This window comes from Streptomyces sp. NPDC005195, from assembly GCF_040608315.1.
GTDB lineage: Bacteria > Actinomycetota > Actinomycetes > Streptomycetales > Streptomycetaceae > Streptomyces > Streptomyces kaempferi.
The window spans coordinates 47,354-72,316 of sequence record NZ_JBEXHZ010000007.1; the positions used below are offsets into that span (position 1 = coordinate 47,354).

Annotated in this window: 20 protein-coding genes and 1 riboswitch; of the genes, 11 read left to right on the forward strand and 9 right to left on the reverse strand. The window is 69.4% G+C overall.

Features of this window, described 5'->3' with window-relative positions; all coding sequences use genetic code 11:
- Positions 1-80: 80 nt before the first annotated feature.
- Positions 81-1,703 (forward strand): globin domain-containing protein, encoded by a 1,623-nt coding sequence (locus tag ABZV34_RS10765; RefSeq protein ID WP_356273387.1) that lies wholly within the window; start codon positions 81-83, stop codon positions 1,701-1,703.
- Positions 1,704-1,754: 51 nt separating this feature from the next.
- On the opposite strand, the gene ABZV34_RS10770 is transcribed toward ABZV34_RS10765, so the two are convergent.
- The 5 genes from ABZV34_RS10770 to ABZV34_RS10790 form a co-directional block, all read right to left on the reverse strand.
- Positions 1,755-2,237, reverse strand: coding sequence for an NUDIX hydrolase (locus ABZV34_RS10770; protein ID WP_356273389.1), 483 nt, complete (start codon positions 2,235-2,237; stop codon positions 1,755-1,757).
- 114 nt (positions 2,238-2,351) lie between these two features.
- Positions 2,352-3,257 (reverse strand): LysR family transcriptional regulator, encoded by a 906-nt coding sequence (locus ABZV34_RS10775; RefSeq protein WP_356273391.1) that lies wholly within the window; start codon positions 3,255-3,257, stop codon positions 2,352-2,354.
- Positions 3,258-3,503: 246 nt separating this feature from the next.
- On the reverse strand, positions 3,504-4,649 hold the full coding sequence (locus ABZV34_RS10780) for a cystathionine gamma-lyase (protein ID WP_356273393.1): 1,146 nt from the start codon (positions 4,647-4,649) through the stop codon (positions 3,504-3,506).
- Positions 4,646-5,137, reverse strand: coding sequence for a low molecular weight protein-tyrosine-phosphatase (locus tag ABZV34_RS10785; protein WP_356273395.1), 492 nt, complete (start codon positions 5,135-5,137; stop codon positions 4,646-4,648). The genes ABZV34_RS10780 and ABZV34_RS10785 overlap by 4 nt, the downstream gene beginning before the upstream one ends.
- A 9-nt stretch (positions 5,138-5,146) precedes the next feature.
- Positions 5,147-5,530, reverse strand: a complete 384-nt coding sequence (locus ABZV34_RS10790) for a phage holin family protein (RefSeq protein ID WP_356273397.1) — start codon at positions 5,528-5,530, stop codon at positions 5,147-5,149.
- Positions 5,531-5,609: 79 nt separating this feature from the next.
- Here ABZV34_RS10790 and ABZV34_RS10795 point away from each other — a divergent pair, with 79 nt between their 5' ends.
- From ABZV34_RS10795 to ABZV34_RS10810, 4 genes are all read left to right on the forward strand, one after another.
- Positions 5,610-5,927, forward strand: coding sequence for a cupin domain-containing protein (locus ABZV34_RS10795; protein ID WP_356273399.1), 318 nt, complete (start codon positions 5,610-5,612; stop codon positions 5,925-5,927).
- 166 nt (positions 5,928-6,093) lie between these two features.
- Positions 6,094-6,306 (forward strand): DUF5326 family protein, encoded by a 213-nt coding sequence (locus tag ABZV34_RS10800; RefSeq protein ID WP_148009254.1) that lies wholly within the window; start codon positions 6,094-6,096, stop codon positions 6,304-6,306.
- Positions 6,307-6,647: 341 nt separating this feature from the next.
- Positions 6,648-7,445 carry an IclR family transcriptional regulator C-terminal domain-containing protein gene (locus ABZV34_RS10805; protein ID WP_356273401.1) on the forward strand — a complete coding sequence of 266 codons (798 nt, stop codon included), beginning with the start codon at positions 6,648-6,650 and terminating at the stop codon, positions 7,443-7,445.
- A gap of 99 nt (positions 7,446-7,544) precedes the next feature.
- On the forward strand, positions 7,545-7,982 hold the full coding sequence (locus ABZV34_RS10810; RefSeq protein WP_168529012.1) for an SsgA family sporulation/cell division regulator: 438 nt from the start codon (positions 7,545-7,547) through the stop codon (positions 7,980-7,982).
- Between the two features lie 60 nt (positions 7,983-8,042).
- Here the strand turns inward: ABZV34_RS10810 and ABZV34_RS10815 are convergent, their stop codons facing one another.
- Positions 8,043-9,647, reverse strand: a complete 1,605-nt coding sequence (locus ABZV34_RS10815; RefSeq protein WP_356273403.1) for a YibE/F family protein — start codon at positions 9,645-9,647, stop codon at positions 8,043-8,045.
- A 71-nt stretch (positions 9,648-9,718) separates the two neighbouring features.
- Positions 9,719-9,875, forward strand: a riboswitch (TPP riboswitch).
- Between ABZV34_RS10815 and thiC the strand changes: the two genes are divergently transcribed.
- Positions 9,868-11,697 carry a phosphomethylpyrimidine synthase ThiC gene (gene thiC / locus ABZV34_RS10820; protein ID WP_356273405.1) on the forward strand — a complete coding sequence of 610 codons (1,830 nt, stop codon included), beginning with the start codon at positions 9,868-9,870 and terminating at the stop codon, positions 11,695-11,697. (Overlaps the previous riboswitch by 8 nt.)
- A gap of 164 nt (positions 11,698-11,861) precedes the next feature.
- A complete protein-coding gene (locus ABZV34_RS10825) occupies positions 11,862-13,316 on the forward strand; it encodes a VWA domain-containing protein (protein ID WP_356273407.1) in 1,455 nt (484 codons plus the stop codon).
- Positions 13,317-13,427: 111 nt separating this feature from the next.
- On the opposite strand, the gene ABZV34_RS10830 is transcribed toward ABZV34_RS10825, so the two are convergent.
- The 3 genes from ABZV34_RS10830 to ABZV34_RS10840 all read right to left on the reverse strand — a co-directional run bounded on the left by ABZV34_RS10830 (position 13,428) and on the right by ABZV34_RS10840 (position 16,960).
- Positions 13,428-14,297: a hypothetical protein gene (locus ABZV34_RS10830; protein WP_356273409.1), complete on the reverse strand. Its 870-nt coding sequence runs from the start codon at positions 14,295-14,297 to the stop codon at positions 13,428-13,430.
- A 181-nt stretch (positions 14,298-14,478) separates the two neighbouring features.
- Positions 14,479-15,561 (reverse strand): metallophosphoesterase, encoded by a 1,083-nt coding sequence (locus tag ABZV34_RS10835; RefSeq protein ID WP_356273411.1) that lies wholly within the window; start codon positions 15,559-15,561, stop codon positions 14,479-14,481.
- 286 nt (positions 15,562-15,847) lie between these two features.
- Positions 15,848-16,960 (reverse strand): LacI family DNA-binding transcriptional regulator, encoded by a 1,113-nt coding sequence (locus ABZV34_RS10840; RefSeq protein WP_153289668.1) that lies wholly within the window; start codon positions 16,958-16,960, stop codon positions 15,848-15,850.
- A 527-nt stretch (positions 16,961-17,487) separates the two neighbouring features.
- On the opposite strand from ABZV34_RS10840, the gene hisC reads away from it, so the two are divergent.
- The 4 genes from hisC to cydD all read left to right on the forward strand — a co-directional run bounded on the left by hisC (position 17,488) and on the right by cydD (position 24,953).
- On the forward strand, positions 17,488-18,564 hold the full coding sequence (gene hisC, locus ABZV34_RS10845; RefSeq protein WP_356273413.1) for a histidinol-phosphate transaminase: 1,077 nt from the start codon (positions 17,488-17,490) through the stop codon (positions 18,562-18,564).
- 213 nt (positions 18,565-18,777) lie between these two features.
- A complete protein-coding gene (locus tag ABZV34_RS10850) occupies positions 18,778-20,295 on the forward strand; it encodes a cytochrome ubiquinol oxidase subunit I (RefSeq protein WP_356273415.1) in 1,518 nt (505 codons plus the stop codon).
- Positions 20,296-20,315: 20 nt separating this feature from the next.
- Positions 20,316-21,323, forward strand: coding sequence for a cytochrome d ubiquinol oxidase subunit II (gene cydB, locus ABZV34_RS10855; RefSeq protein ID WP_356273417.1), 1,008 nt, complete (start codon positions 20,316-20,318; stop codon positions 21,321-21,323).
- Positions 21,324-21,383: 60 nt separating this feature from the next.
- A complete protein-coding gene (gene cydD / locus ABZV34_RS10860) occupies positions 21,384-24,953 on the forward strand; it encodes a thiol reductant ABC exporter subunit CydD (protein ID WP_356273419.1) in 3,570 nt (1,189 codons plus the stop codon).
- Positions 24,954-24,963 lie beyond the last annotated feature (10 nt).

Below are 24,963 nucleotides of genomic sequence, written 5' to 3' on the forward strand. Positions count from 1 at the left end.
TGAACGGGGCAGGGGAGCAAGCCGTCTACGGGGGAAAGTAGGCATTTCCCGAACGCGGAAGTGCATAGACCGACCGAAAGATGTTCGAGGCGAGGCACAGTATGGACGCTCCGACCACCACGTCGGCCGACAACGGCACGTCCGGAGGAAATGGCGGGAGCGGCTGGTTCACGCCGCGCCAGGAACCGGTACCGATGCCCGCCGACAGAGAGCGGGAGACCGAAGGGGCCAGCCGGCTGGCCGCGTTGCGCCCCGTGGGCCGCTCCACGGAGGCCGGGACGGCGGAAGGAAGCCCCGTGAGGCCTGGGCGTCCGGTGGGCGAGGAGACGGGCGCGCAGACGCGAATATCCGCTCTTGACGACGCGGTGCGCAGGGCCGCGCCCCAGGAAGGGCCCGAGGCCGTCCAGGACGCTGTTCCGCCCTTCCAGGCACCGCCCTTCCGAACACCGACGATCCAGGCACCGACGATGCCGGAACCGCGGACCATGCCTCCTTCGGATTCCTCCGCGCACCGGACCCCCGTCCGCTCGCCATCGGGACCGATCCGTCCGTCGGTGCCCGCGGGAAGGCCCGCCGCGGTCGCGGAACCGTCCCCTGACGCCGTGCTCATCCGTCGGACCATGGCCGAGGTCGGCCCTGTCGCCGACAAGGTCACCTCGTACTTCTACGCGCTGCTTTTCGTACGGCACCCGGATCTTCGGTCGCTGTTCCCCGCCGCGATGGACACCCAGCGGGACCGGCTGCTCAAGGCACTGCTCACCGCCGCCGAGCACATCGACAACACCCCGGTTCTCGTCGACTATCTGCAGAACCTCGGTCGCGGTCACCGTAAGTACGGCACCCGGCCCGAGCACTATCCGGCCGTCGGCGAGTGCCTCATCGGTTCGCTCAGCCGGTTCGCCTCGGCGATCTGGGAGGCCGACACCGAGGCGGCCTGGGTGCGCGCGTACACGACCATCTCCCAGGTCATGATCGACGCGGCGTCCTCGGACGAGCTGCGTGCCCCCGCCTGGTGGTACGCCGAGGTGGTCGCGCACGATCTCAGGACCCCTGACGTCGCCGTCCTCACCGTCCGACCCGACCAGCCGTATCCTTTCCTCGCCGGGCAGTACACGAGCCTGGAGACGCCGTGGTGGCCCCGGATCTGGCGCCACTACTCGTTCGCCTCCGCGCCCCGGTCCGACGGACTGCTGTCCTTCCACGTCAAGGCGGTTGCGGCGGGGTGGGTGTCCAATGCCCTGGTGCACCGCGCCCGTCCCGGCGACATCATCCGTCTTGGGCCGCCGGCCGGATCGATGACCGTCGACCACAGCAGCGACAGCGGGCTGCTCTGTCTGGGCGGCGGCACCGGCATCGCCCCCATCAAGGCACTGGTCGAGGATGTCGCCGAGCACGGAGAGCGGCGCCCGGTCGAGGTCTTCTACGGTGCGCGCACCGATCACGACCTGTACGACATCGACACGATGCTGCGGCTTCAGCAGAGCCATCCATGGCTCGCCGTCCGTCCGGTCGTCGACCACCAGGCCCATCTCCACCTGCCCGACGCCGTGCGGGAGTACGGGCCGTGGAACGAGTACGACGCCTATCTCTCCGGGCCACCGGGCATGATCCGCAGCGGGATGGACGTGCTGAGGGACGCCGGCATCCCGTCGGACCGCATCCGGCACGACTCGGTCGAGGAGCTCGTCGGGGCCGGGGACTGATCAAGGCTCACACTGCCGGGGCGAGCGCGAGAGCCGTGCGACTGCGGGGCGTCAGCCCAGATCGGGCGCGTGCATGGCCCGTACGCCTTCGATGTTCCCGTCGAGATAGTGGCGCAGGGACAGCGGGACGAGGTGGACGGAGGCGATGCCGACCCGGGTGAAGGGCACCCGGACGATCTCGTACTCGCCGCAGGGCTCGTCCATCTCGGGGCCGTGTCGCAGGGCCGGATCCATGGACTCCAGGTGGCAGACGAAGAAGTGCTGCACTTTCACGCCAGTGGCGCCGCCGTCATCGCCGATGTGCTCGACGGTGTCGACGAAGCAGGGCACCACATCGGTGACCTTGGCGCCGAGTTCCTCGTGGACCTCGCGGTGAAGTGCGTCGACGACAGTCGTGTCCTCCGGTTCGACCCCGCCACCCGGTGTGAGCCAGTAGGGATCGACACCAGGCTTGGTGCGTTTGATCAGAATCAGGTCGTCGCCATCGAGCAGGATGGCACGGGCGGTGCGCTTGACCACGGGTCGGACGGGCATGGGAGAAATGTGGCCCGACAGGTTCCACGTGAAACATCGCGGAGCCCCGAGGACCCCAGGAGGGTTCTCGGAGAAGGCCTCCACGAGTACCCGGGAAGTAGCCCGGGACGGTGTTCAGGTCCAGTCCGCCGCGGCGTGCAGCAGCCATTCGTATGCCCGCGCGATGTGCGGCAGCGCCAGCGTGCCGGTGCGGACCACCAGGAAGTACGTACGCAGGGGAGGCACCACCGGGTCGAGGAGCGCCACGACGTCTCCGCGCTCCAGGGCCTCGGCGCACAGATACCGCGGAAGCACCGCCAGTCCCGCGCCCGTGGCGGCGCAGGCGAGCACGGCGCGCAGGTCGGGGACGACCACCGTGCCCGAGGCGGTCGGCCGGGAGTCGAAGACAGAGGCCCAGTAGCGGGCGACGAGCGGCAGTGACTCGTGGACCTCGACCACGGGGAAGTCGTCCAGGACCGGCGATCCCTTGCGGCGGAGCTTTCCGGGACCGATGCGAGCGGCCCAGCGCGGAGCCGCCACCAGGACGTGCTCCTCGTCGCAGAGCGGGGTCGCGGTGAGCAGGGCGCCGCGCGGACGGGCCGTGGTGATGGCTAGATCATGGTGTCCGGCGGCCAGCCCCTCCAACGTCTCCTCGGCGTTGCCGAACGAGGCGCGCAGCGCGAACCCCTGTCCGTCGTCACCCGTCAGCTCGGTCAGGGCGGGCAGCGCCCGCTCGGCGGTGAACTCCGGCGGCCCGGCGAGATGCAGGGTACGCAGCGACGATTCCTCGTCGAGCCCCGCTTCGGCGATCTCCACCAGGGCGTCGAGATGAGGCGCGGCTTTGTGCGCGAGCTCGTCGCCGATCGTCGTGGGCGTCACCCCGCGGGCCTGACGCAGAAAGAGCGGCCTCCCCAACTGCCGCTCCAAGGTACGGATCTGCGAGGTGACGGCAGGCTGGGAGAGACCGAGCAGCGCGGCGGCGCGAGTGAAGGAACCGGCCCGGTGCACGGTCACGAACGTCCGCAGCAGGGCCAAATCCATGGTGCCCCTCCTCTCCCAGCACCCTGACCGGGCCCCAACTATAAATATGTCGATAGGTCTCTGTCGCTACTGTGATTGGACACTGACGCAGAGTCAACTAGCCTTGTTCGCGCGGTTCTTAGCGCAAAGAACCGGGACGGTCCGAGCCACGAGGGGGGAGGCTCGGACCGTCTGTCGTGCGAAGTGAGTGCCGAGAGGACGGTCGGAAGCGGGGTGCAGCCTACTCACCGACCGCTCAGCAAGAGGTCACTCGGCGGACTCGTCGAGTGCGCGGAGTACGTCCGCCACCAGGTCCTCCGGGTCCTCGGCGCCGGCCGAGAGGCGGATGAAGCCCTCCGGCACCGCGTCGCCGCCCCATCGGCCGCGCCGCTCGGCGGTGGACCGCACCCCTCCGAAACTCGTCGCGTCGTCCACCAGACGCAGCGCGTCGAGGAACCGGTCGGCACGCGCGCGCGTGGACAGCGTGAAGGAGACCACACAGCCGAAGCGCCGCATCTGCTGCGAGGCGATCTTGTGCGAGGGGTCGCCGGGCAGACCCGGATACCGCAGTCCCGTCACCTCGGACCTGCCCCGCAGCGCCTCGGCGATGGCCAGGGCGTTGGCGTTCTGCCGGTCGGCACGCAACTGGAGCGTGGCCAGCGAGCGGTGGGCCAGCCAGGCCTCCATGGGGCCGGGGATCGCCCCGACGATCTTCCGCCAGCGCCGCACGGGCGCCATCGGACCGGCGTCGAGCGCGGTGACGTATCCCAGGAGGATGTCGCCGTGACCGGTGAGCATCTTGGTCCCGCTGGCCACCGAGAAGTCGGCTCCCAGTTCCAGCGGGCGCTGCCCGAGCGGGGTGGCCAGGGTGTTGTCGACGGCGACGAGGGTGCCCTGAGCATGGGCCGCCTCGACGAGCCGCCGTACGTCGCACACGTCGAGCCCCGGATTCGAGGGGGTCTCGATCCACAGCAGCTTCGCGCCGTCGAGGACGTCGAGCTGCGCGTCACCGGCGGTCGGCGCGGTGCGCACCTCGATGCCGTAAGCGGTGAGCTGCTCGCGCACCAGCGGCAGTACCTGGTAGCCGTCGTCGGGCAGGACCGCTACGTCCCCGGCCCGCAGCTGCGAGAAGAGCACCGCCGAGATGGCGGCCATCCCGGAGGGGAAGGCGAGCGTGGTCACGCCCTCCCGCCCCGGTGCCTCCAGTTCGCCGATGGCACGCTCCAGAAGCGTCCAGGTCGGGTTCTCGTCACGGCCATAGGTGTACGGGCCGGTCGGATCGCCCGGCAGATGGAAGTGCGCGGCGAAGACCGGCCCCGGCAGGGTCGGCTCGTGTTTGACGGGTTCGGGCAGCCCCGCCCGTACCGCGCGTGTGCCGTCACCGCTTCCGGTGACGAAATCCCCTGACGTCATGCCGCCCGTCCCTCCAGTTCCCGCTGAACAGCGGCGAGCAGTCCATGGCTCGCCGCCTCCACCATCTCAAGACACTCCTCGAAATCGTCCAGACGTCCGTAATACGGATCGGGGACGTCCGGATCGTCGCCCGCCGCGGGATCGTACGACCGCAGCAGGCGGACCTTGTCCGCGTCCTCGGGAGTGGGCGCGAGACGGCGCAGGTCCCGCAGATGGCCGGAGTCGAGGGCGATGACGAGGTCGAGCCGGGAGAACCACGCGGCGCGGAACCGGCGGGCCGTGTGGTCACTCCCGTAGCCGCCCGCCTCCAGCACGGCGACGGCGCGGGAGTCCGCGCCGTCGCCCTCGTGCCAGCCGCCCGTGCCCGCGCTGTCGACCTCGACCACGCCGTCGAGTCCGGCCTCCTCTATGCGAGCACGGAAGACGGACTCGGCCATGGGGGAGCGGCAGATGTTGCCGGTGCAGACGAAGCAGACGCGATAGGACATAGGGCTCTCTCAGTCGTTGTCGCCGTCGGGGAGGACCACATTGAGCGCCCAGGACACCACCGAGATGATCAGGCCGCCCAGGACGGCCGTCCAGAAGCCCTCGACGTGAAAGCTCAGATCCAGCTTGTCGGCCAGCCACGAGGTGAGCAGCAGCATCAGGGCGTTGACCACGAGGGTGATCAGGCCGAGTGTGAGAATGAACAGCGGGAAGGTCAAAATCTTCACCACTGGCTTGACCAGGAAGTTCACCAGTCCGAAGACCAGTGCGACGAGCAACAGCGTGCCGACCTTCTTACCGGTGCTGTCACCTGTCAGGGTGATCTTGTCGAGTACCCATACGGCCACGGCCAGGGCCCCGGCGTTGGCGATCGTCTTGACTACGAAATTCTTCATGTGTCTGATCGTGGCAGAAGAGATCGACTGGCGAGCAGGGCTGTGCACAGCCTGTGGAGCATGGGAGCGGACGAGGGCGATGAAGGCATTCCGGCTGGACGAACTGGAGGCGGAGCGCGCCGCCAACGACGGCGCCTATCTGCAGTTCCTGCGCGAGCGGAACATGTCGGTCGGCCTGTACGCCCTCGACGCGGGTGAGCGCGACTCCCAGCAGCCCCACCAGCAGGACGAGGTGTACTTCGTGGTGAGCGGCCGGGCCGCGATCACGGTCGGACTGGAGACCACGCAGGTGGCGCGCGGCAGCGTCGTCTACGTCCCCGCGGGCGTCGCCCACAAGTTCCACCACATCACCGAGGACCTGCGGGTGCTGGTGATGTTCTCTCCGCCGGAGAGCTGACCCCGGTCTCAGGGTTCCCTAGGGGAACGGTCAGGGGAGGACAAGGGGTGCGAGAAGCCCGCAGCCCCCCTCCTGGGCCCTAGCATCGAACACAGGACAGTCGGAGAACCCGGAATCGGAGTCCCGGACTTGGGACGACGGGCGAAGAGAGGCGAGGACAAGGGCAATGCGAGAGATCTTCAACGGGATGCCGTGGTGGGTGAAGTGGATCGCGGTGCCGGTCATCGCCCTGGTCGTGTTCGGCACGGTGATAGTCAGTGTGCTCACCGTGGTGATCGGCCTGCTCTTCAAGGCGCTGGTCTTCGTCGCGCTCGTCGGCGGCCTGATCTACGTGGTGCGCAAGTTCACGTCGAGTTCGTCCTCCCGCGGCGACTGGTGACGCACTACCGGGTGAGTCGCGGGTAACGGGCAGGTGGGCAAAGGGAACCTCAGGTTCCCTCGGCCGAGGGAAGTTTTCCGGCGGGACCCTCTGCGAGCGGTGGCAGGCGGTTAAAGTCCGGAATTCGACGCGGGGCCGACTCCCCGCGGGCAGCGCACAGCCCCCTCCCGTGTCCCCCCGCACGGGCGGTTCCCCTCGCGCTTCGGGAGTGCCCCTTGGCCACGGTTGACATCGCACCCACAGAATCACTCACTCCACCCCTCCAGCGGTCCAGTGCCTCCGCTGCGTCCTACGTCCCGCCGGCCCAGCCGCGTTCCTCACCCGCGGAGATCTGTGCCCCCGTGCCGGCCGCGCGCACCGACCGGCTGGGGACCGGGCCCCCGGAGCCTCACCCGACCACCCTGATCGGCTCCGTGCAACGGGCGATGCGGCTCTTGGAGGCCGTCGCCGCGCGCGAGCACGGGGCCCCCGCGAAACAGCTTGCCCGGGAGGCGGGGCTCGCGTTGCCCACGGCCTACCACCTGCTGCGCACCCTGGTGCACGAGGGCTATCTGTGCCGGGAGAAGGGCCTGTTCTTCCTCGGTGAGGCCGCCGAGCGGCTGAGCAGCAGCGGAGCCCAGCAGAAACGTCGCAGCACGGTGAGCGACGCGTTGGCCCGGTGGCGCGACTCGATCGGTGCGCCCGTGTACTACGCGGTCTACCGCGACGGTGAGATCGAGGTCATGTGCGTCGCGGACACCCCCGGGAATCCGGCGGTGGAGGAGTGGGCCGACTTCAGGGAGACCGGGCACGCCCACGCGATCGGCAAATGTCTGCTGTCGCAGCTCGACGAGAGGGCCCGCCGGGATCACCTCGACCGCTATCCCGTGCGGTCGCTCACTCCGTACACGGTGCGCGACAACGCCGGCCTGCTGCGGCGTCTGGAGCGGACGGGACGGATGGAACCCGTCACCGAGCGGCAGGAGTACGCGCTGGGAACGGTGTGTGCCGCACTGCCCATCACCGCGGGGGCGACCGCCGCGACAATGGCCATTTCTCTCCCTGTCCACCAGGCCGACCGACTGCTAGCAGCGGCACGACAATTGCAAGGTGAGATCGGCAGACTACTGGGGACACTCGCGATCTCTATCAGCATCTGAAAACTCACTCCTTGTGATCTCTTGTGTACGTTGAGCAAGATTCCAGCAGTGTCAGGGGGACGATTCCTGGCCAGTCGACGGCAAACGACGGGGTAGGCGATGCGCGAGTCGGTACAGGCAGAGGTCATGATGAGCTTCCTCGTGTCGGAGGAGCTGTCCTTCCGCATCCCGGTGGAGCTGCGCTACGAGACCTGTGATCCGTACGCCGTGCGGCTGACCTTCCACTTGCCCGGAGACGCGCCCGTGACCTGGGCCTTCGGGCGGGAGCTGCTGATCGACGGCGTGGGCAGGCCGTGCGGCGACGGCGATGTGCACATCGCGCCCGCCGATCCGGACGCGTTCGGTGAGGTACTGATCCGGCTTCAGGTGGGCGGCGACCACGCTCTGTTCCGGTCCGGCGCGGCACCGCTGGTGGCCTTCCTCGACCGCACCGACAAGCTCGTACCGCTGGGGCAGGAGCGTTCCCTCGCGGATTTCGACACGCATCTCGACGAGGCGCTGGACCGCATCCTGGCGGAGGAGCAGAGCGCGGGCTGAACGTTTCCGCCCCTTCGTGGAGGAACGCTTCTGCGCGCTCGGGGCGGGCGCGCGGTGGCCTCAGTGCTTGCGGCGACGGCCTTTGCCGCCACGGACCGGCCCCCGGGCCCCGACGGGCTCCTGTACGGGCGCCACGGGCCCTGTGGCCGCCGTGGGGGCGCCCGGAGTCCCGGTACGGTCGGCGGAGACCACCAGGGCCGCCAGCGCGGTGGTGACCGGCACCGAGGCGACCAGGCCGATCGAGCCGACCAGGGTGCGCACGATCTCCTCGGCGACCAGCTCACTGTTGGCGACCGCGCCGACGCTGCTCTGCGCGATCGAGAAGAGCAACAGCAGCGGCAGCGCGGCTCCCGCGTACGCCAGGACGAGGGTGTTGACGACCGACGCGATGTGGTCGCGGCCGATCCGGATGCCCGCGCGGTACAGGCCCCGCCAGCCCATGGTGGGATTGGCCTCGTGCAGCTCCCAGACCGCCGAGGTCTGCGTCACCGTCACATCGTCGAGCACACCGAGCGAACCGATGATCACGCCCGCGAGCAGCAGACCACTCATGTCGATGGAGGGGTACAGGCCGTGGATCAGACCGGTGTTGTCGTCGGTGTTGCCGGTCAGGGCCGCCCAGCCGATGAACACCGAGCCGAGCACACCGATCAGGACCAGCGAGAGCAGTGTGCCGAGTACGGCCACCGAGGTACGGGCCGACAGGCCGTGGCACATGTAGAGCGCGATCAGCATGATGGCGCTCGCCCCGACCACCGCCACGACCAGTGGATTCGCCCCCTCCAGGATGGCGGGCAGGATGAAGAACGTCAGGATGAGGAAGCTGACGGCCAACGCGATCAGCGCCATGAGACCACGCATCCGGCCGACCACCACGACGGCCAGTGCGAAGATCCCGGCGAGGAGCGCCATCGGGAACTTCCGGTTCACGTCGGTGACCGAGTACTGCAGATCCTTGGGCGCCGAGGGCTCGTACGCGACCACGACCTTCTCGCCCTGGTGCAACTGCCGTGACTGGTCGGGCTGGACGATCTCCGTGAACGTACGGTCCTTGTCCTTGCCGGTGTCCACCCGGATCGTCGCCTTCTTGCACGCGCCCGTCGCCTGCCGCTGGGCGGAGGACCCCTCCGCGGTGGGGGTGTCGCCGGTCGGGGCGTCCCCCGAGGCGTTCACCGACTTGCAGTCCACCTGGACGACCTGGGTGACCGAGGCCTGCTGGCTCTGCCGGTCGAAGCCGACACCGGTGCGTTCGTGCGACGGGGCGCCGCCGGGCCAGAGCACCACGAGACCCGCAACGACCGCCGCGGCGAAGGGAATCAGCACGGCCGCGATGACCTTGCGCAGATGCTTGGAGACGGGCGCGGCGGGGCCATGACTGTGGCTGTGCGAGTGCCCCGGCCCGGGAAGGGCGTCCGGCCCAGGCGCGTGCCCCTCCCCCGATCCGTTGCCGCCACTCGGTTCGTGCCCGCCGCGGCCCGGTTCGTGCCCGCCGCCCCACGTTCCGTGCCCGCCGTCTCGCCCGTCGCCACCACTCGGCCCGTGCCCATGGCCGTTTACGGAAACCTGTCCAGGGCCCATCCCATGGCCATGGACAGGGCCCTCGCCGGGACCGGAGCCGCGCCGCGACTCGGGCGGCGGGAACGGGGGCTGCTGCATCGTGGTCACCGACCGATCATCGCAAGAACGGCGAGGGCCCTCTGTTCACCGCGCCAGACATGACGCTAGCGTGAAGGCACCTTTGCACACGCGGGAGCTCGGAGCACCGGGCTGAGAGGGCGCTGACCTTCGTCTCAGCGATGTTTCACATGAAACATCGACAGACGGAAGCCGCTGCGTCGACCGCTGAACCTGTTACCGGGTAATGCCGGCGTAGGGAGTAGGTCTCATGACCAACAAGGACGTACGCACGCCTGCCTCCAGCCAGACGGACGAGCCGTCGGCCGTGTCACTGGGCGAAGAGCCCCGGGAGGCCGGGCAGTCCGTCGGGTGGCACAAGGCATACGTTGGGGGTTCGCGCCCCGACCTGCGGGTGCCGGTCCGTCAGGTGCACCTCACCAACGGGCAGTCCGTCACGCTGTACGACACCTCCGGCCCGTACACCGATCCGACCGTCGACACGGACGTACGCAGGGGACTCGCTCCGCTGCGTGAGCACTGGATCGTCGCGAGGGGCGACACCGAGGAGTACGCGGGCCGACCGGTCCGCCCCGAGGACGACGGGATCAAGCACACCTCGCCGCGCGGGGGCCTCCGCAACCTCGACGCGGTCTTCCCGGGCCGGCCGCGTCAGCCGCGTCGGGGCCGCCCCGGAGAGGCGGTCACCCAGCTCGGCTACGCCCGCCGCGGTGAGATCACACCCGAGATGGAGTTCGTGGCGGTCCGCGAGAACGTCGACCCCGAGGTCGTCCGCGAGGAGCTCGCCGCCGGCCGCGCGGTGCTGCCCGCGAACGTCAACCACCCGGAGACCGAGCCGATGATCATCGGTAAACGGTTCCTGGTGAAGGTCAACGCCAACATCGGCAACTCCGCGGTGACCTCCTCGATCGAGGAGGAGGTCGAGAAGATGACCTGGGCGACCCGCTGGGGCGCCGACACGGTCATGGACCTGTCCACCGGCCGCAACATCCACACCACGCGGGAATGGGTCCTGCGCAACTCCCCCGTTCCCATCGGCACGGTCCCCCTCTACCAGGCGCTGGAGAAGGTCGACGGCCGTGCCGAGGAGCTGACCTGGGAGATCTACAAGGACACGGTCATCGAACAGGCCGAGCAGGGCGTGGACTACATGACGGTCCACGCGGGCGTGCGGCTGTCATACGTACCGCTCACCGCGAACCGCAAGACCGGCATCGTCTCGCGCGGCGGTTCGATCATGGCGGCCTGGTGCCTGGCACACCACAGGGAGTCGTTCCTCTACGAGAACTTCGAGGAGCTCTGCGAGATCCTCGCCGCGTACGACGTCACGTACTCGCTCGGCGACGGGCTGCGGCCCGGTTCGATCGCAGACGCCAATGACGCAGCTCAGTTCGCCGAGTTGAGGACGCTCGGGGAACTCAACACGATCGCGAAGCGTTTCCACGTACAGACGATGATCGAGGGCCCGGGACATGTCCCGATGCACAAGATCAAGGAGAACATCGACCTTCAGCAGGAGATCTGCGATGAAGCTCCGTTCTATACGCTCGGCCCGCTGACGACGGACGTCGCGCCGGCGTACGACCACATCACCTCCGGCATCGGTGCCGCGATGATCGCCTGGTGGGGCACGGCGATGCTCTGCTACGTCACGCCCAAGGAGCACCTGGGCCTGCCCAACCGTGACGACGTCAAGACCGGCGTCATCACCTACAAGATCGCCGCCCACGCGGCCGACCTGGCCAAGGGGCACCCAGGCGCGCAGGAATGGGACGACGCGCTGTCCGACGCCCGCTTCGAATTCCGCTGGGAGGACCAGTTCAACCTGGCCCTCGACCCCGACACGGCTCGCGAGTTCCACGACGAGACACTGCCGGCCGAGCCCGCCAAGACAGCGCATTTCTGCTCCATGTGCGGCCCGAAGTTCTGCAGTATGAAGATCAGCCAGAGCATTGCGGAGCAGTTCGGTGGCTCCGCGGCCGAGGGCGCTTCGCCCGAGGAGATCGCCGAGGGGATGCTCCAGAAGTCGAAGGAGTTCGCGGCGAGCGGGAACCGGGTGTATCTGCCGCTGGCGGACTGACGCACCGACGCTCCGGGAACGTGGTGCTCAGGGTCTGGAGCACCCTGAGCACCACGTCCCCGAAGACCCTGAAGACCCCGGAGGACACGGCACCAAGTGTCGGGCCGGCATGTCACGGGAGTTCTCCCCTGCGGACGGCCGGGTTCCGTCGGCAGACTGAGCCCATGACATCGACATCCATGAGCAAGGGCGCCAACCTTCCGGTGGCCGTCGGGGCCGTACGGGCCGTGCTCGGCTGGACGGGAGGACCCGGCGCGCCGGACGCGGACGCCTCGGCCCTGCTGCTCGGTGCGGACGGCCGGGTGCGGGACGACGGGGACTTCGTCTTCTACAACCAGCCGCGGCACGTCTCCGGTGCCGTACGTCACCTGGGAAAACGCCAGGACGCCGGTGTCACGACGGACACGGTCGAAGTGGACCTGCGCTCCCTGGAACCGGAGATCGAGCGGGTCGTGCTGGGCGCCTCGGCCGACGGCGGCACCTTCGGTCAGCTGTCCGGGCTGACACTGCGGCTGCTCGACGCCGGGACGCAGCGGGAGTTCGCGCGCTTCGAGATGGAGGCCACGACGGAGACGGCGTTCATCGGCGGCGAGTTGTACCGGCGCGGCGGACAGTGGAAGTTCCGGGCGATCGGACAGGGGTACGCGTCCGGACTCGCGGGACTCGCCACCGACTTCGGCATCAGCGTGGACGAGGAGCCCGGCCTCCCCGCCTCCGCGCCGGTGCCGCCGCCCCTGGTCCTGCCCGGCGCCGTGCCCGCCCCTCCGGCCCCTCAGGCTCCCCCGGCACCCTGGACTTCCCCAGCGCCTCCGGCATCCCCGGCACCACAGGCGCGCCCGGCCCCCGCGTCGCATGTGAGCAAGGGCGAGGAGCGGCTGCCCGTGGACATGCGCAAGCGGCTCTCGCTGCGCAAGGAGCAGGTGGCGGTCAGCCTGCGGAAGCACGGAGCGGAGGGTGTCACGGCGCGTGTGGTGCTGATCCTGGACGCCTCCGGGTCCATGTCCTTCCTCTACGCGAAGGGCGTCGTGGCCGACGTGGTGGAGCGGATGGCCGCCGTGGCCGCGCAGTTGGACGACGACGGCGTGATGCAGGCGTGGACGTTCGCCTCCCATGCGGCCCGGCTGCCGGACCTGGCCCTCGGCGAGTTGCCCGAGTGGCTCAGGCTCCACGTCCGAGTCGGTGAGCTGAGCCTTTTCCGGCGGAGCAAGAAGCCGCGGAAAGGGCTGCTGGCCGGGCAGGTGGACATGCGGACGGTCGGCATCCAGAACGAGGAGCAGAAGGCGATCGCCGAAGTGCGTACGTATGTCAGGGAGCATCCGGCCGCCGATCCCACCCTGGTGCTGTTCTTCTCCGACGGTGGTGTCTATCGCGACAACGAGATCGAGCGGGAACTGCGGGAAGCGGTGGACGAGCCGATCTTCTGGCAGTTCGTGGGCCTGGGCCGGTCCCATTACGGCGTGCTGGAGCGGTTCGACACCCTGCCGGGCCGACGCGTCGACAATGTCGGTTTCTTCGCCGTGGACGACATCGGCGGCCTTCCGGACCCGGAGCTGTACGACCGGCTGCTCTCCGAGTTTCCCTCCTGGATCACGGCGGCCCGGCGGCAGGGCATCCTCTGATCCCGCCGCCCGCGCCGGCATGCCCGCACGCGGGCATGCCGGACACCGATCGGGGCTCGCGCTTCGGCAGCGCGGGCCCGGCTCCTCCTGCTACCCCGTCGCCCCGCCGGGTTACTCGGGCTGGTGCTCGGGCCCCCCGAAGTCGGGGCTCGTGAAGTCCGGGCTGGAGAAGCTCGGCCGGGGGCCCGCCGCGGGCCCACCGTCGGGGCTGCTGAACCCCGGCCGGTTGTAACCGAGATGCGGCATGCGGCCGGTGGTGGGTGTCGGTGACGGACGGTCCAGTGCCGCCGAGCCGGGATCGGCGAGTGCGTGCCGGAGGAACGGCATGATGCCGCGCTCCAGCAGGGCCTCTCGCCAGGCTTCCCTGGCCCGGTCCAGCTCCTCGTCGAGCTCGCCGCGCGCTCCTGCCTGGAGTGAGGACGAGCCGTTGCGCAGTGCGGTCAGCAGCAGCCCGACCGCGGCGACCAATATCGCGGCCGCCGTGACCGCGCCGAAGACCCAGCCGGTGGTCAGCAGAGTCTGGGCGAACGTCTGTTCGGGATCGAGTACCTTCAGCAGGTAGCCGACGAGCAGGAAGATCACCGCGGCTGTTCCGGCGAGAACGGGAGCGAGCACCGCGATGACGGCGATGGCTCCGGCTCCGGCGGTCTCGGTGACCTCTCCCATGGTGGTGGCGAGCCCCACCGCGGCGGCGCCCGGCTCCGCGGAGCCGATCTCCTCGCTGACGGCTGGGGTGGACGGCGCCGGATGGCGCAGTTCCTCGCGGACCTTCACGTAGTGCGCGTACTCGGTCGTCGCGGCCGCCGTGATGAGCGCGGTGGCGTTGAGCGCCATGGTGCGCAGTTGCTCGGGGTTGAGCCGCTGGCCGACAGCGGCGAGTTCCGGGCGGTACGGGGCGGAGCGCAGCGCCTCATCGAGGATCCGCTCGTATTCCTGGCGGTCCTCACTGAGCAGGTGCTGCGGAACGCTGTTCATCTGCATCCCCCGATGCTCCGTAGGGCTGATGGCTCGCACGCTGACGAGCCGTTGGGCAGAAACGGAGGGGAGCCTGCTACGGATAAGCCGATGGTAGAGCGGTGACGGCACGCCGTGACAGGGGGTTTCAAGAAATTGCCCCCTGGCCGGCGTGGTCCTTTGTGGCGGACGCCTGCCCGGTGAGCGCTCAGCCACCCAGGGGCAGTTGCTGGACCAGCAGCTTTCCGGCCATGGTCACCCCGCCGTCCATCGCGAGGGCCAGTCCGTCGGCGTAAAGATGGGGTTCTTCGACCACGGGGCTCGGGCTGTCCTCGCCCTCCTCCGAGCCGACCTCGCCCAGCAGATACGGAATGGGGCTGTGCCCATGGACGATCCGGGTGCCGCCGTAGGTGTCCAGCAGGGAGAGCACGGCTTCCGCGCCGCCGTCGTCACGGAAGGCGAAGCGCCTGGTCAGCTTCCGGAAGAGGTCCCAGCACTCGTCGGCGTCGTTGCGGGTGAGGGTTTCGCGGATGGTGTCGTTGACCGCTTCGATGGAGTCGCCGTAGTCGAGATAGGCGGTGGTGTCGGAGTGCATCAGGAGGTGGCCGTCGACCTCCTCCATGGCGTCGAGGCGGGCCATCCACTGCAGGTGATGGTCCTGGAGCCGGTCCATATCGGTCTTCTGGCCGCCGTTGAGCAGCCAGGCGGCCTGGAAGGTGGCCGTCCCCGCGCCGGAGTTCACCGGCGTGTCGCCGAACCGCTTGGCGCCGAGCAGCAGCAGCTCGTGGTTGCCCATCAGCGCCTTGCAGTAGCCGCCGACCGCCGCTGCCTCGGCGGACAGCCGCATCACGAGGTCGATCACACCGATGCCGTCCGGGCCGCGGTCGGTGAAGTCGCCGAGGAACCACAGGCGGGCGGTCCCGGCCGACCAGTTGCCCGCCTCGTCGACGAGGCCCTGCTCCTGGAGCGCGGCGATCAGCTGGTCGAGATAGCCGTGTACGTCGCCGACGACGTACAGCGGCCCCGGGCCCTCGGCCGGCTGCGGAGCCGACCCGGCCTCGGGGCCGACGGCGACCTGAACCGTGTCACCCCGGTTGATGATGGGCAGGTCGCGCTGTGTCGGCGTATAGCCGTCGGGTTCCTCGGCGAGTCCGTCGACCGCGCCGAGAGGCTCGCCCGGAGGCGTGCTCGGCACGTACGGACCGGTCTCGTGGACGTACGCGGGCACCCGGAAGTCGCGCAACGTCTCCGTCCGCAGCACCTCGGGTCCCTGACCGGCCCCCTGAGTCATCGACCCCTCCACCACCATCGCGCCGCATCTGCACCGGATCGGACTGCCTGGTCGCAGCGGCCCGCGGTGTCGTGGGCCCATCATAGGAATGCGGATCCCGCCATGTGATGACCCAGGGGTGGTGAATCGGAGCAGGAGCCCTGTTCGCCACGGTTTTCGCCCGAATTGGGCAGGGCTTTCGCAGGTGGACGCGCCGTGGCGCGCCCACCGGGCGTCAACACCGGCGAACGCCGGGTTACCCCCCGCGTGCCGACGCCGCACTCGACTTCTCGCGCCGGCGCCGGGCTCACCCCTGTTCGGGCGACCGGGGTGGGCTGACCGTCGTGCGGGGCGACCGCCGCTCGGAGGACGTCCGCACGATCAGCTCCGTCGGTATCACCTGCTCGACCGGCTGGTCCGAGTCGACCCCTTCGATGGCGTCGATGAGGAGCTGGACCACGGCGGTGCCGATCCGGCGCGGTTTGAGCGAGAGCGTGGTGATGGGCGGTTCGGTGCTGGCGTAGACGGTGGACTCGCTGCAGCAGACCAGCAGCAGGTCCTCCGGTACCCGCAGGCCGTAGCGCCGGGCCGCGGCCAGCAGGTCGGTGCCGTTCGGGTCGAAGAGGCCGTAGACGGCGTCGGGCCGGTCGGGACGGGCCAGTAGGCGGTCCGCCGCGACGGCCCCCGCACACGGGTCATGGGCGGGGTAGGCCTCGTACACGGGATCCTGTCCGACCCGCTCGCACCAGCGCAGATAGGCGGTGGTGGAGAGGTGGGTGTAGGTGTCCGTGGAGGTGCCGGTCAGGAGGCCGATCCGGCGGGCGCCGGCGTCCGCGAGGTGGTCGAGGATGCCGAGGACCGCGGCCTCGTGGTCGTTGTCCACCCAGGCGGTGACCGGGAGTGTGCCCGCCGGGCGGCCGTCGGAGACGACCGGTAAGCCCTGGCGGACGAGCTCACTGACGACCGGGTCCTGGTCGGAGGGGTCGATGACGACGGTTCCGTCCAGGGCGACGTTCGACCACACGTCGTGGCGCGAGGTCGCCGGGAGGATGACCAGGGCGTAGCCCCGGGCGAGCGCGGCCGAGGTGGCGGCTCTGGCCATCTCCGCGAAGTAGGCGAACTCCGTGAAGGTGAAAGGTTCGTCCCCGTATGTCGTCACCGTCAGGCCGATGAGGCCCGACTTTCCGGTACGGAGGGTTCGGGCCGCGGCCGATGGGCGATATCCCAGTCGGTCGGCGACCTCGCGGACGTGGCGTCGGGTGGCGTCCGGGAGCCGGCCCTTGCCGTTGAGGGCATCGGACACGGTCGTGATCGAGACCCCTGCGGCCGCGGCCACGTCTCTGATACCCGCTCGGCCCGGTCGACCGCCTCGGCGGGTGGTCTCCGCCCGGCTCACCTGGTGCTTCCCTGCTGCTGTCATGGCGAGCCGATAGTAGGGCTCATGCGGTGGGGTAGTGCGGACGCATATGCACGCGTTGACAGGCACGTTTCTGCATGATCAAAACAGCCCAAGTGCCTAAGAAACAAAGGAAGTTGAACGATACAATGGCGGTACGTGACTTGTCGGCGCGCATGGGCCTGCCAAGTGGGCCATGTTTCGAAGAGGTCTCAACTCACCTTCATGGGTGATGCGCGCCACGGCGTGAGCCACCAGCGCACGCGGTTCTGAAGAGAGCGCCCCCCAATTCGTACGCCTTCGTACGAAGATGACCGCCGGGTGTGTGTGACGCTCGTCGCACACCACGGGGTGATCACATCGGGGCATCTCGGAGTGGTCATCGGGGCGTACGAGGATGATCGCCGGGGTGTACGTGCGCGGACCTGGACCGTGTGGGGCGTACGAGGTTGTCCACAGCCCATTCGCAGTGGCGCCGAATCCTCATAAGGTGAGAAGTATTGGTAGCCGGTGGTGGTCATGAACCAGCGGTGGTCGCGAGGAGGACTGCGGTGAGCGAGACGAGCCCCAAGCTGCGTGCCGAGCTGGAGGGTATCCCCACCTACAAGCCCGGCAAGCCCGCCGCGGCCGGTGCGGTGGCGTACAAGCTGTCCTCGAACGAGAATCCCTACCCGCCACTCCCCGGCGTCATCGAGAGCGTGACCGCGGCGGCGGCCTCGTTCAACCGCTACCCCGACATGGCGTGCACGGGCCTGATGAACGAGCTGTCGGAACGCTTCGCGGTCCCGCTCGCGCACCTGGCCACCGGCACCGGCTCGGTCGGGGTCGCCCAGCAGTTGCTGCAGGCGACCTGTGGTCCCGGCGACGAGGTCATCTACGCCTGGCGGTCCTTCGAGGCGTATCCGATCATCACGCAGGTCAGCGGAGCCACCTCGGTGCGTGTGCCGCTGACGCCGGACGAGGTCCACGACCTGGACGCCATGGCCGACGCGATCACCGACAGGACCCGGCTGATCTTCGTCTGCAACCCGAACAACCCGACCGGCACCGTGGTGCGCCGGGCCGAACTGGAGCGGTTCCTCGACCGGGTGCCCAGTGACGTGCTGGTGGTCCTGGACGAGGCCTACCGCGAGTTCATCCGTGACGTCGAGGTGCCGGACGGTGTGGCGGTCTACCGTGACCGGCCGAATGTCTGCGTGCTGCGTACTTTCTCCAAGGCGTACGGGCTTGCGGGCCTCCGGGTCGGCTTCGCGATCGCCCATGAGCCGGTGGCGGCGGCGCTGCGCAAGACGGCGGTGCCCTTCGGTGTGAGTCAGCTCGCCCAGGACGCGGCGGTCGCCTCGCTGCGCGCCGAGGACGAGCTGCTCGGCCGGGTCGGCTCGCTGGTGTGCGAGCGGGTCCGGGTGGTCGAGGCGCTCCGGGACCAGGGCTGGACGGTGCCCGAGACCCAGGCCAACTTCGTCTGGCTCCGGCTGGGGGAGCGCACGCTCGACTTCGCGGCCGTCTGTGAGCAGGCCGGAGTCGTCGTGCGGCCCTTCGCCGGCGAAGGGGTGCGCGTGACGATCGGCGAGACCGAGGCGAACGACATCTTCCTGAAGGTGACCGAGGGCTTCCACAAGGAGCTCTAGCCCGTTCCGATCAAGGTTCCGACCGGCTCCCGCACCGAGGGAGCCGGTCGGTCCTCGTTTAGGGACCCCCCACCTGTCCTGTCTCGAACAGCCATGCGTCATACTTGCTTGTGAATGTGAACGCGTTCACAAGCGTGTCCCGGTTGCCCCGTGATGCGTGCGACAAAAGGGGCAGACTGCCGCTGTAGCATGCGGCGTTAGGAGACTGACGACGTGGAGTTGGCTTTGGCGCCGGAGACTCTGGCGCGATGGCAGTTCGGCATCACCACCGTCTACCACTTCCTCTTCGTCCCTCTGACGATCTCGCTCGCCGCTCTCACGGCGATCCTGGAGACCGCCTGGGTGCGGACGGGCAAGGAGCACTATCTCAGGGCGACCAAGTTCTGGGGAAAGCTGTTTCTGATCAATATCGCCATGGGTGTCGTCACCGGCATCGTGCAGGAGTTCCAGTTCGGGATGAACTGGTCGGACTACTCGCGCTTCGTCGGTGACGTCTTCGGTGCCCCGCTCGCCTTCGAGGCCCTGATCGCCTTCTTCTTCGAGTCCACCTTCATCGGGCTGTGGATCTTCGGCTGGGACAAGCTGCCGAAGAGGATCCACCTCGCCTGTATCTGGGTGGTCTCCATAGGCACCGTCCTGTCGGCGTACTTCATCATGGCCGCCAACTCCTTCATGCAGCATCCGGTCGGCTACCGGCTCGTGAAGAAGGCGGACGGTTCGATGCGGGCCGAGCTCACGGACTTCCCCAAGGTGCTCTTCCAGGAGACGGCACTCGTCAACTTCTGGCACGTGATCAGCGCCTCCATCCTGGTCGGCGGCGTCTTCATGACCGGTATCGCGGTCTTCCACCTCCGCAAGAAGCGGCACATCCGCATCATGCGGATGTCGCTGCGGCTCGGTCTGGTCACCGCTCTCGTCGGCACGCTCCTCACCGTCGTCAGCGCCGACACCCTCGGCAAGGTGATGTACGAGCAGCAGCCGATGAAGATGTCGGCCGCCGAGGCACTCTGGGACTCGCAGCAGCCCGCGCCCTTCTCGCTCTTCGCGTACGGCGACGTCGCCAAGGGGCACAACACGGTCGCCATCGAGATACCCGGGGTCCTTTCCTTCCTCGCGAAGAACGACCTCAACGCCAAGATCCCCGGCATCAACGACATCAACAAGGCCGAGCAGGAGAAGTTCGGACCCGGTGACTACCGCCCCAACATCCCCACCGCCTACTGGGCGTACCGCTGGATGATCGGCTTCGGCGGGGTCTCGATGGCCCTGTGCACGGCCGGCCTCTGGCTGACCAGGCGGAAGCTCTGGCTGGTGCCGGAGCACCGCACCGGGGACGAGGAGGTGCCGAAGCTCATGCTCACGAAGAGCACGGAGCTGACTCCGAGGCTGGGCGTCTGGTGGTGGCGGCTGTCCCAGTGGACGCTGATCTTCCCGCTCATCGGTATCTCCTGGGGCTGGATCTTCACCGAGACGGGGCGTCAGCCGTGGGTCGTCTACGGCCTCCTGCGGACCAGGGACGCGGTCTCGCCGGGAGTCTCCCAGGGTGAGGTGCTGACCTCGCTGATCGTGTTCGCCCTCATCTACGCGGTCCTCGCCGTCATCGAGGTGAAGCTGATGCTCAAGTACGTCAGGCAGGGGCCGCCCGAACTCACCGAGGCCGACCTCAACCCGCCCACCAGGATCGGCGGCGACTCCCATGACGCCGACAAGCCGATGGCCTTCTCCTACTAGGCCCAGGGAGCTGCTGAGTCATGGAACTTCACGACGTCTGGTTCGTCCTCATCGCGGTCCTGTGGACCGGCTACTTCTTCCTGGAGGGCTTCGACTTCGGGGTCGGCGTCCTCACCGGACTGCTGGCCCGCGACCGCACCGAGAAGCGCGTCCTCATCAACACCATCGGCCCCGTCTGGGACGGCAACGAGGTGTGGCTGCTCTCCGCGGGCGGCGCGACCTTCGCCGCCTTCCCCGAGTGGTACGCCACGCTCTTCTCCGGCTTCTATCTGCCGCTGCTGCTCATCCTGGTCTGTCTGATCGTGCGCGGTGTCGCCTTCGAGTACCGCGCGAAGCGGCCCGAGGAGAACTGGCAGCGCAACTGGGAGACGGCGATCTTCTGGACCTCGCTGATCCCCGCGTTCGTCTGGGGCGTGGCCTTCGGCAACATCGTCCATGGAGTGAAGATCGACAGGAGCTTCGAGTACGTGGGCACTCTCGGTGACCTGTTCAACCCGTACGCGATCCTCGGTGGTCTCGTCACCCTGTCGCTGTTCACCTTCCACGGGACCGTCTTCGTCGGGCTCAAGACCGTGGGGGACATCCGGGAGCGGGCGCGAGGGCTCTCCCTCCAGGTCGGCCCGGTCACCGCGGTGCTGGCGCTCGCCTTCCTGGGCTGGACCCAGGCGGACAACGGTGACGGCAAGTCCCTGGCCGCGATGATCGTGGCCGTGGTCGCTCTGGTCGGCGCCCTGGTGGCGGCGCGCGCGGGGCGTGAGGGCTGGGCGTTCGCCCTGTCGGGGCTCACCATCGTGGCCGCCGTCGCGATGCTCTTCCTGACGCTCTTCCCGAACGTCATGCCGTCCTCGCTCAATGAGGACTGGAGCCTGACGGTCACGAACGCCTCGTCGAGCCCGTACACCTTGAAGATCATGACCTGGTGTGCCGGGATCGCCACGCCGGTCGTCCTGCTCTATCAGGGCTGGACCTACTGGGTGTTCCGCAAGCGGATCGGTACACATCACATCGCTGCGGATATCACGCACTGAATCCGACGTAAGGGCATGTTTCACGTGAAACATGCCGGATGAGCCAAGGGTGTGTTTCACGTGAAACCAATCGATCCGCGTCTGCTGCGGTACGCCCGCGCCACCCGCGTCTTCCTGTTGACGGTCGTGGGGCTGGGCGCGGTCGGAGCGGCGCTGGTCGTTGGCCAGGCGATGCTCATCGCCGAAGTCGTGGTCGGTGCTTTCCAGCACGGTCACACGGCTTCGGAGCTCCGCACCCCGCTGCTCCTGCTGGTCGCGGTCGCCCTGGGGCGGGCACTCGTCGCATGGCTCACCGAACTCGCCGCGCACCGGGCAAGCGCCGAGGTCAAGTCGGAACTGCGGGGACGGTTGCTGGAGCGGACCGCCGCGCTCGGTCCCGGATGGCTGGGCGGACAGCGCACCGGGTCGCTGGTCTCCCTCGCCACGCGGGGAGTGGACGCGCTCGACGACTACTTCTCGCGCTACCTCCCGCAGCTGGGCCTCGCGGTCGTGGTGCCCGTGGCGGTGCTCGCGCGGATCGTCACCGAGGACTGGGTATCGGCGGCGATCATCGTCGTCACCCTTCCGCTCATCCCTCTCTTCATGGTCCTGATCGGATGGGCCACCAGGTCGCGAATGGACCGTCAGTGGCGGATGCTGTCACGGCTTTCGGGGCATTTCCTGGACGTGGTCGCCGGACTGCCCACCCTCAAGGTCTTCGGCAGGGCCAAGGCCCAGGCCGAGTCGATCCGCCGGATCACCGGCGAGTACCGCCAGGCGACCATGCGGACCCTGCAGATCGCCTTCCTGTCCTCCTTCGCGCTGGAACTGCTCGCCACGATCTCGGTCGCGCTGGTCGCCGTGACCATCGGGATGCGGCTCGTCCACGGCGACATGGATCTGTACGTGGGGATCGTCATCCTCGTCCTCGCGCCCGAGGCCTATCTGCCGCTGCGCCAGGTAGGGGCGCAGTACCACGCCGCCGCCGAGGGGCTCGCCGCGGCCGAGGAGATCTTCTCGGTGCTGGAGACCCCGTTGCCGGCCGGCGGCTCGCTTCCCGTGCCGGAAGGCGGGATCACCTTCGACGGGGTGACGGTCCGCTATCCCGGGCGCTCCGGGGACGCGGTCTCCGATGTCTCCTTCGTGGTCGCGCAGGGCGAGACGGTGGCACTCGTCGGACCGAGCGGCGTGGGCAAGTCGACCCTGCTGGACGTCCTGCTGGGGTTCGTGGAACCCACCGTGGGCCGGGTACGGGTCGGGGGAGCCGATCTCGCGGGATGCGATGTGGCGGAGTGGCGCTCACGGGTGGCCTGGGTACCGCAGCGGCCGCACCTCTTCGCCGGTTCGATCGCGGAGAACGTGCGGCTGGCACGCCCCGGCGCCGACGACGCGGCTGTACGGCGGGCGCTGGCCGACGCGGGGGCGCTGGAGTTCGTGGACGCGCTGCCCGACGGAGCCCGCACGACGCTCGGGGAGGACGGCAGGGGCCTCTCCGCCGGGCAGCGCCAACGCCTCGCCCTGGCCCGGGCGTTCCTCGCGGACCGGCCGGTGCTGCTTCTCGACGAGCCGACGGCCTCGCTCGACGGCACGACGGAGGCGGAGGTCGTGGCGGCGGTGCGCAGGCTTGCCGTCGGGCGGACGGTCCTGCTGATCGTGCACCGGCCCGCGCTGCTGGGAGTGGCGGACCGGGTGGTGCGCCTTGAGCCCGGGGCACCGGTCACGGCGGCTGGTCCCGCACACGCCGACACCCCGGCTCGGCCCCGGCCGGCCGAGCCGGATGGGGTGTCCGCTGTCGCCCCGGAAGAATCCCTCGGGATATCCAGGGGACGCGGCGACGTCCTCGCCCGGATCCGTGCCATGGCCGGTCCCCGTAGCGGCCGCTTCGCGCTGGCGCTCCTCCTCGGCAGCCTCGCGCTCGCCAGCGCCGTCGGCCTGATGGCCACCTCGGGATGGCTCATCTCGCGGGCGTCCCAGCAGCCGCCGGTCATGTATCTGATGCTGGCGGTGACGGCCACGCGGGCGTTCGGGATCGGCCGTGCCGTTTTCCGCTACGCCGAGCGGCTCGTGTCGCACGACGCGGTGCTGCGGATGCTGGCTGACACCCGCGTCGCCGTCTACCGGCGCCTGGAGCGTCTCGCGCCGGCAGGACTGCGCACCACCCGGCGGGGGGATCTGCTCTCGCGGCTCGTCGCCGACGTGGACGCGCTGCAGGACTACTGGCTGCGGTGGCTGCTGCCCGCCGGAGCGGCGGTCCTGGTGTCCAGCGCTTCCGTCGCCTTCACCGCCTGGCTGCTGCCCGAGGCCGGAGCCGCCCTCGCGGCCGGGCTGCTGGCGGCCGGGGTCGGCGTGCCGCTCGTGACCGGAGCCGTCGCGCGCCGCGCGCAGCGGCGGCTGGCCCCCGCCCGCGGCGTCCTGGCGACCCGCGTCACCGATCTGCTCACCGGCACGGCCGAGTTGACAGTCGCGGGAGCGCTGGCAGCCCGCACCGCCGAGGCCCGGCGGGCCGACACCGTGCTGACCCGCATCGCCTCCCGGTCCGCCGCCGCGACCGCGCTCGGCGACGGACTCACCGTACTGGCGACCGGCCTGACCGTCGCCACGACGGCTTTCGTGGGGGCCCAGGCGGTCGCGAGCGGGCGACTGAGCGGCGTGGCCATGGCCGTGGTCGTCCTCACCCCGCTGGCCGCGTTCGAGGCCGTTCTGGGGCTGCCGCTCGCCGTCCAGCACCGGCAGCGGGCGAGGGAGAGCGCGGGACGCGTGTACGAGATCCTGGACGCCCCCGACCCCGTACGCGAACCGGAGCGGCCGCTCCCTGTGCCCGTTTCGCCCTTCCCCCTGCGGGTGCGCGGACTCACGGCCCGTCACCCCGGACAGGACCGGGACGCGCTCACCGGCCTCGACCTGACCCTCGACCAGGGCCGCAGGATCGCCGTCGTGGGCTCCTCCGGCTCCGGCAAGACCACGCTGGCACAGGTACTGCTGCGTTTCCTGGACGCGGACGCGGGGACGTACACGCTGGCCGGCGCCGACGCGTACGGCATGGACGGGGACGACGTACGCCGTCTGGTCGGGCTCTGCGCCCAGGACGCGCATCTCTTCGACAGCAGTGTGCGGGAGAACCTGCTGCTGGCCAGGAAGGACGCCACGGAGACCGAGCTGCGCGACGCGCTCGCCCGAGCCCGGCTCCTGGAGTGGACGGACGAGCTGCCCGAGGGACTCGACACACTGATCGGCGAGCACGGGGCGCGGCTGTCCGGCGGTCAGCGCCAGCGGCTGGCACTCGCACGGGCGCTGCTCGCCGACTTCCCCGTCCTCGTCCTGGACGAGCCGGCGGAACATCTCGATCTGCCGACCGCCGACGCGCTCACCGCGGACCTGCTGGCCGCGACCGAGGGCCGTACTACGTTGCTGATCACCCACCGTCTGGCCGGGCTGGAAGCGGTGGACGAGGTGATCGTGCTGACACGCGGCCGGGTGGCGCAGCGGGGTGCGTACGCCGCGTTGTCGGTGGTGGAGGGTCCGCTGAGGGAGATGGCGGAGCGGGAGGCGGCGGGGGATCTGCTCGCCGGAACGGTGGCGAGCCCGGCCGGGTCCGGCCCCGGGCCCGTGGGTACGCGCGATGCCGTGGGCTCCGTATCCGACTTTCGGTAGTAAAAGCGAC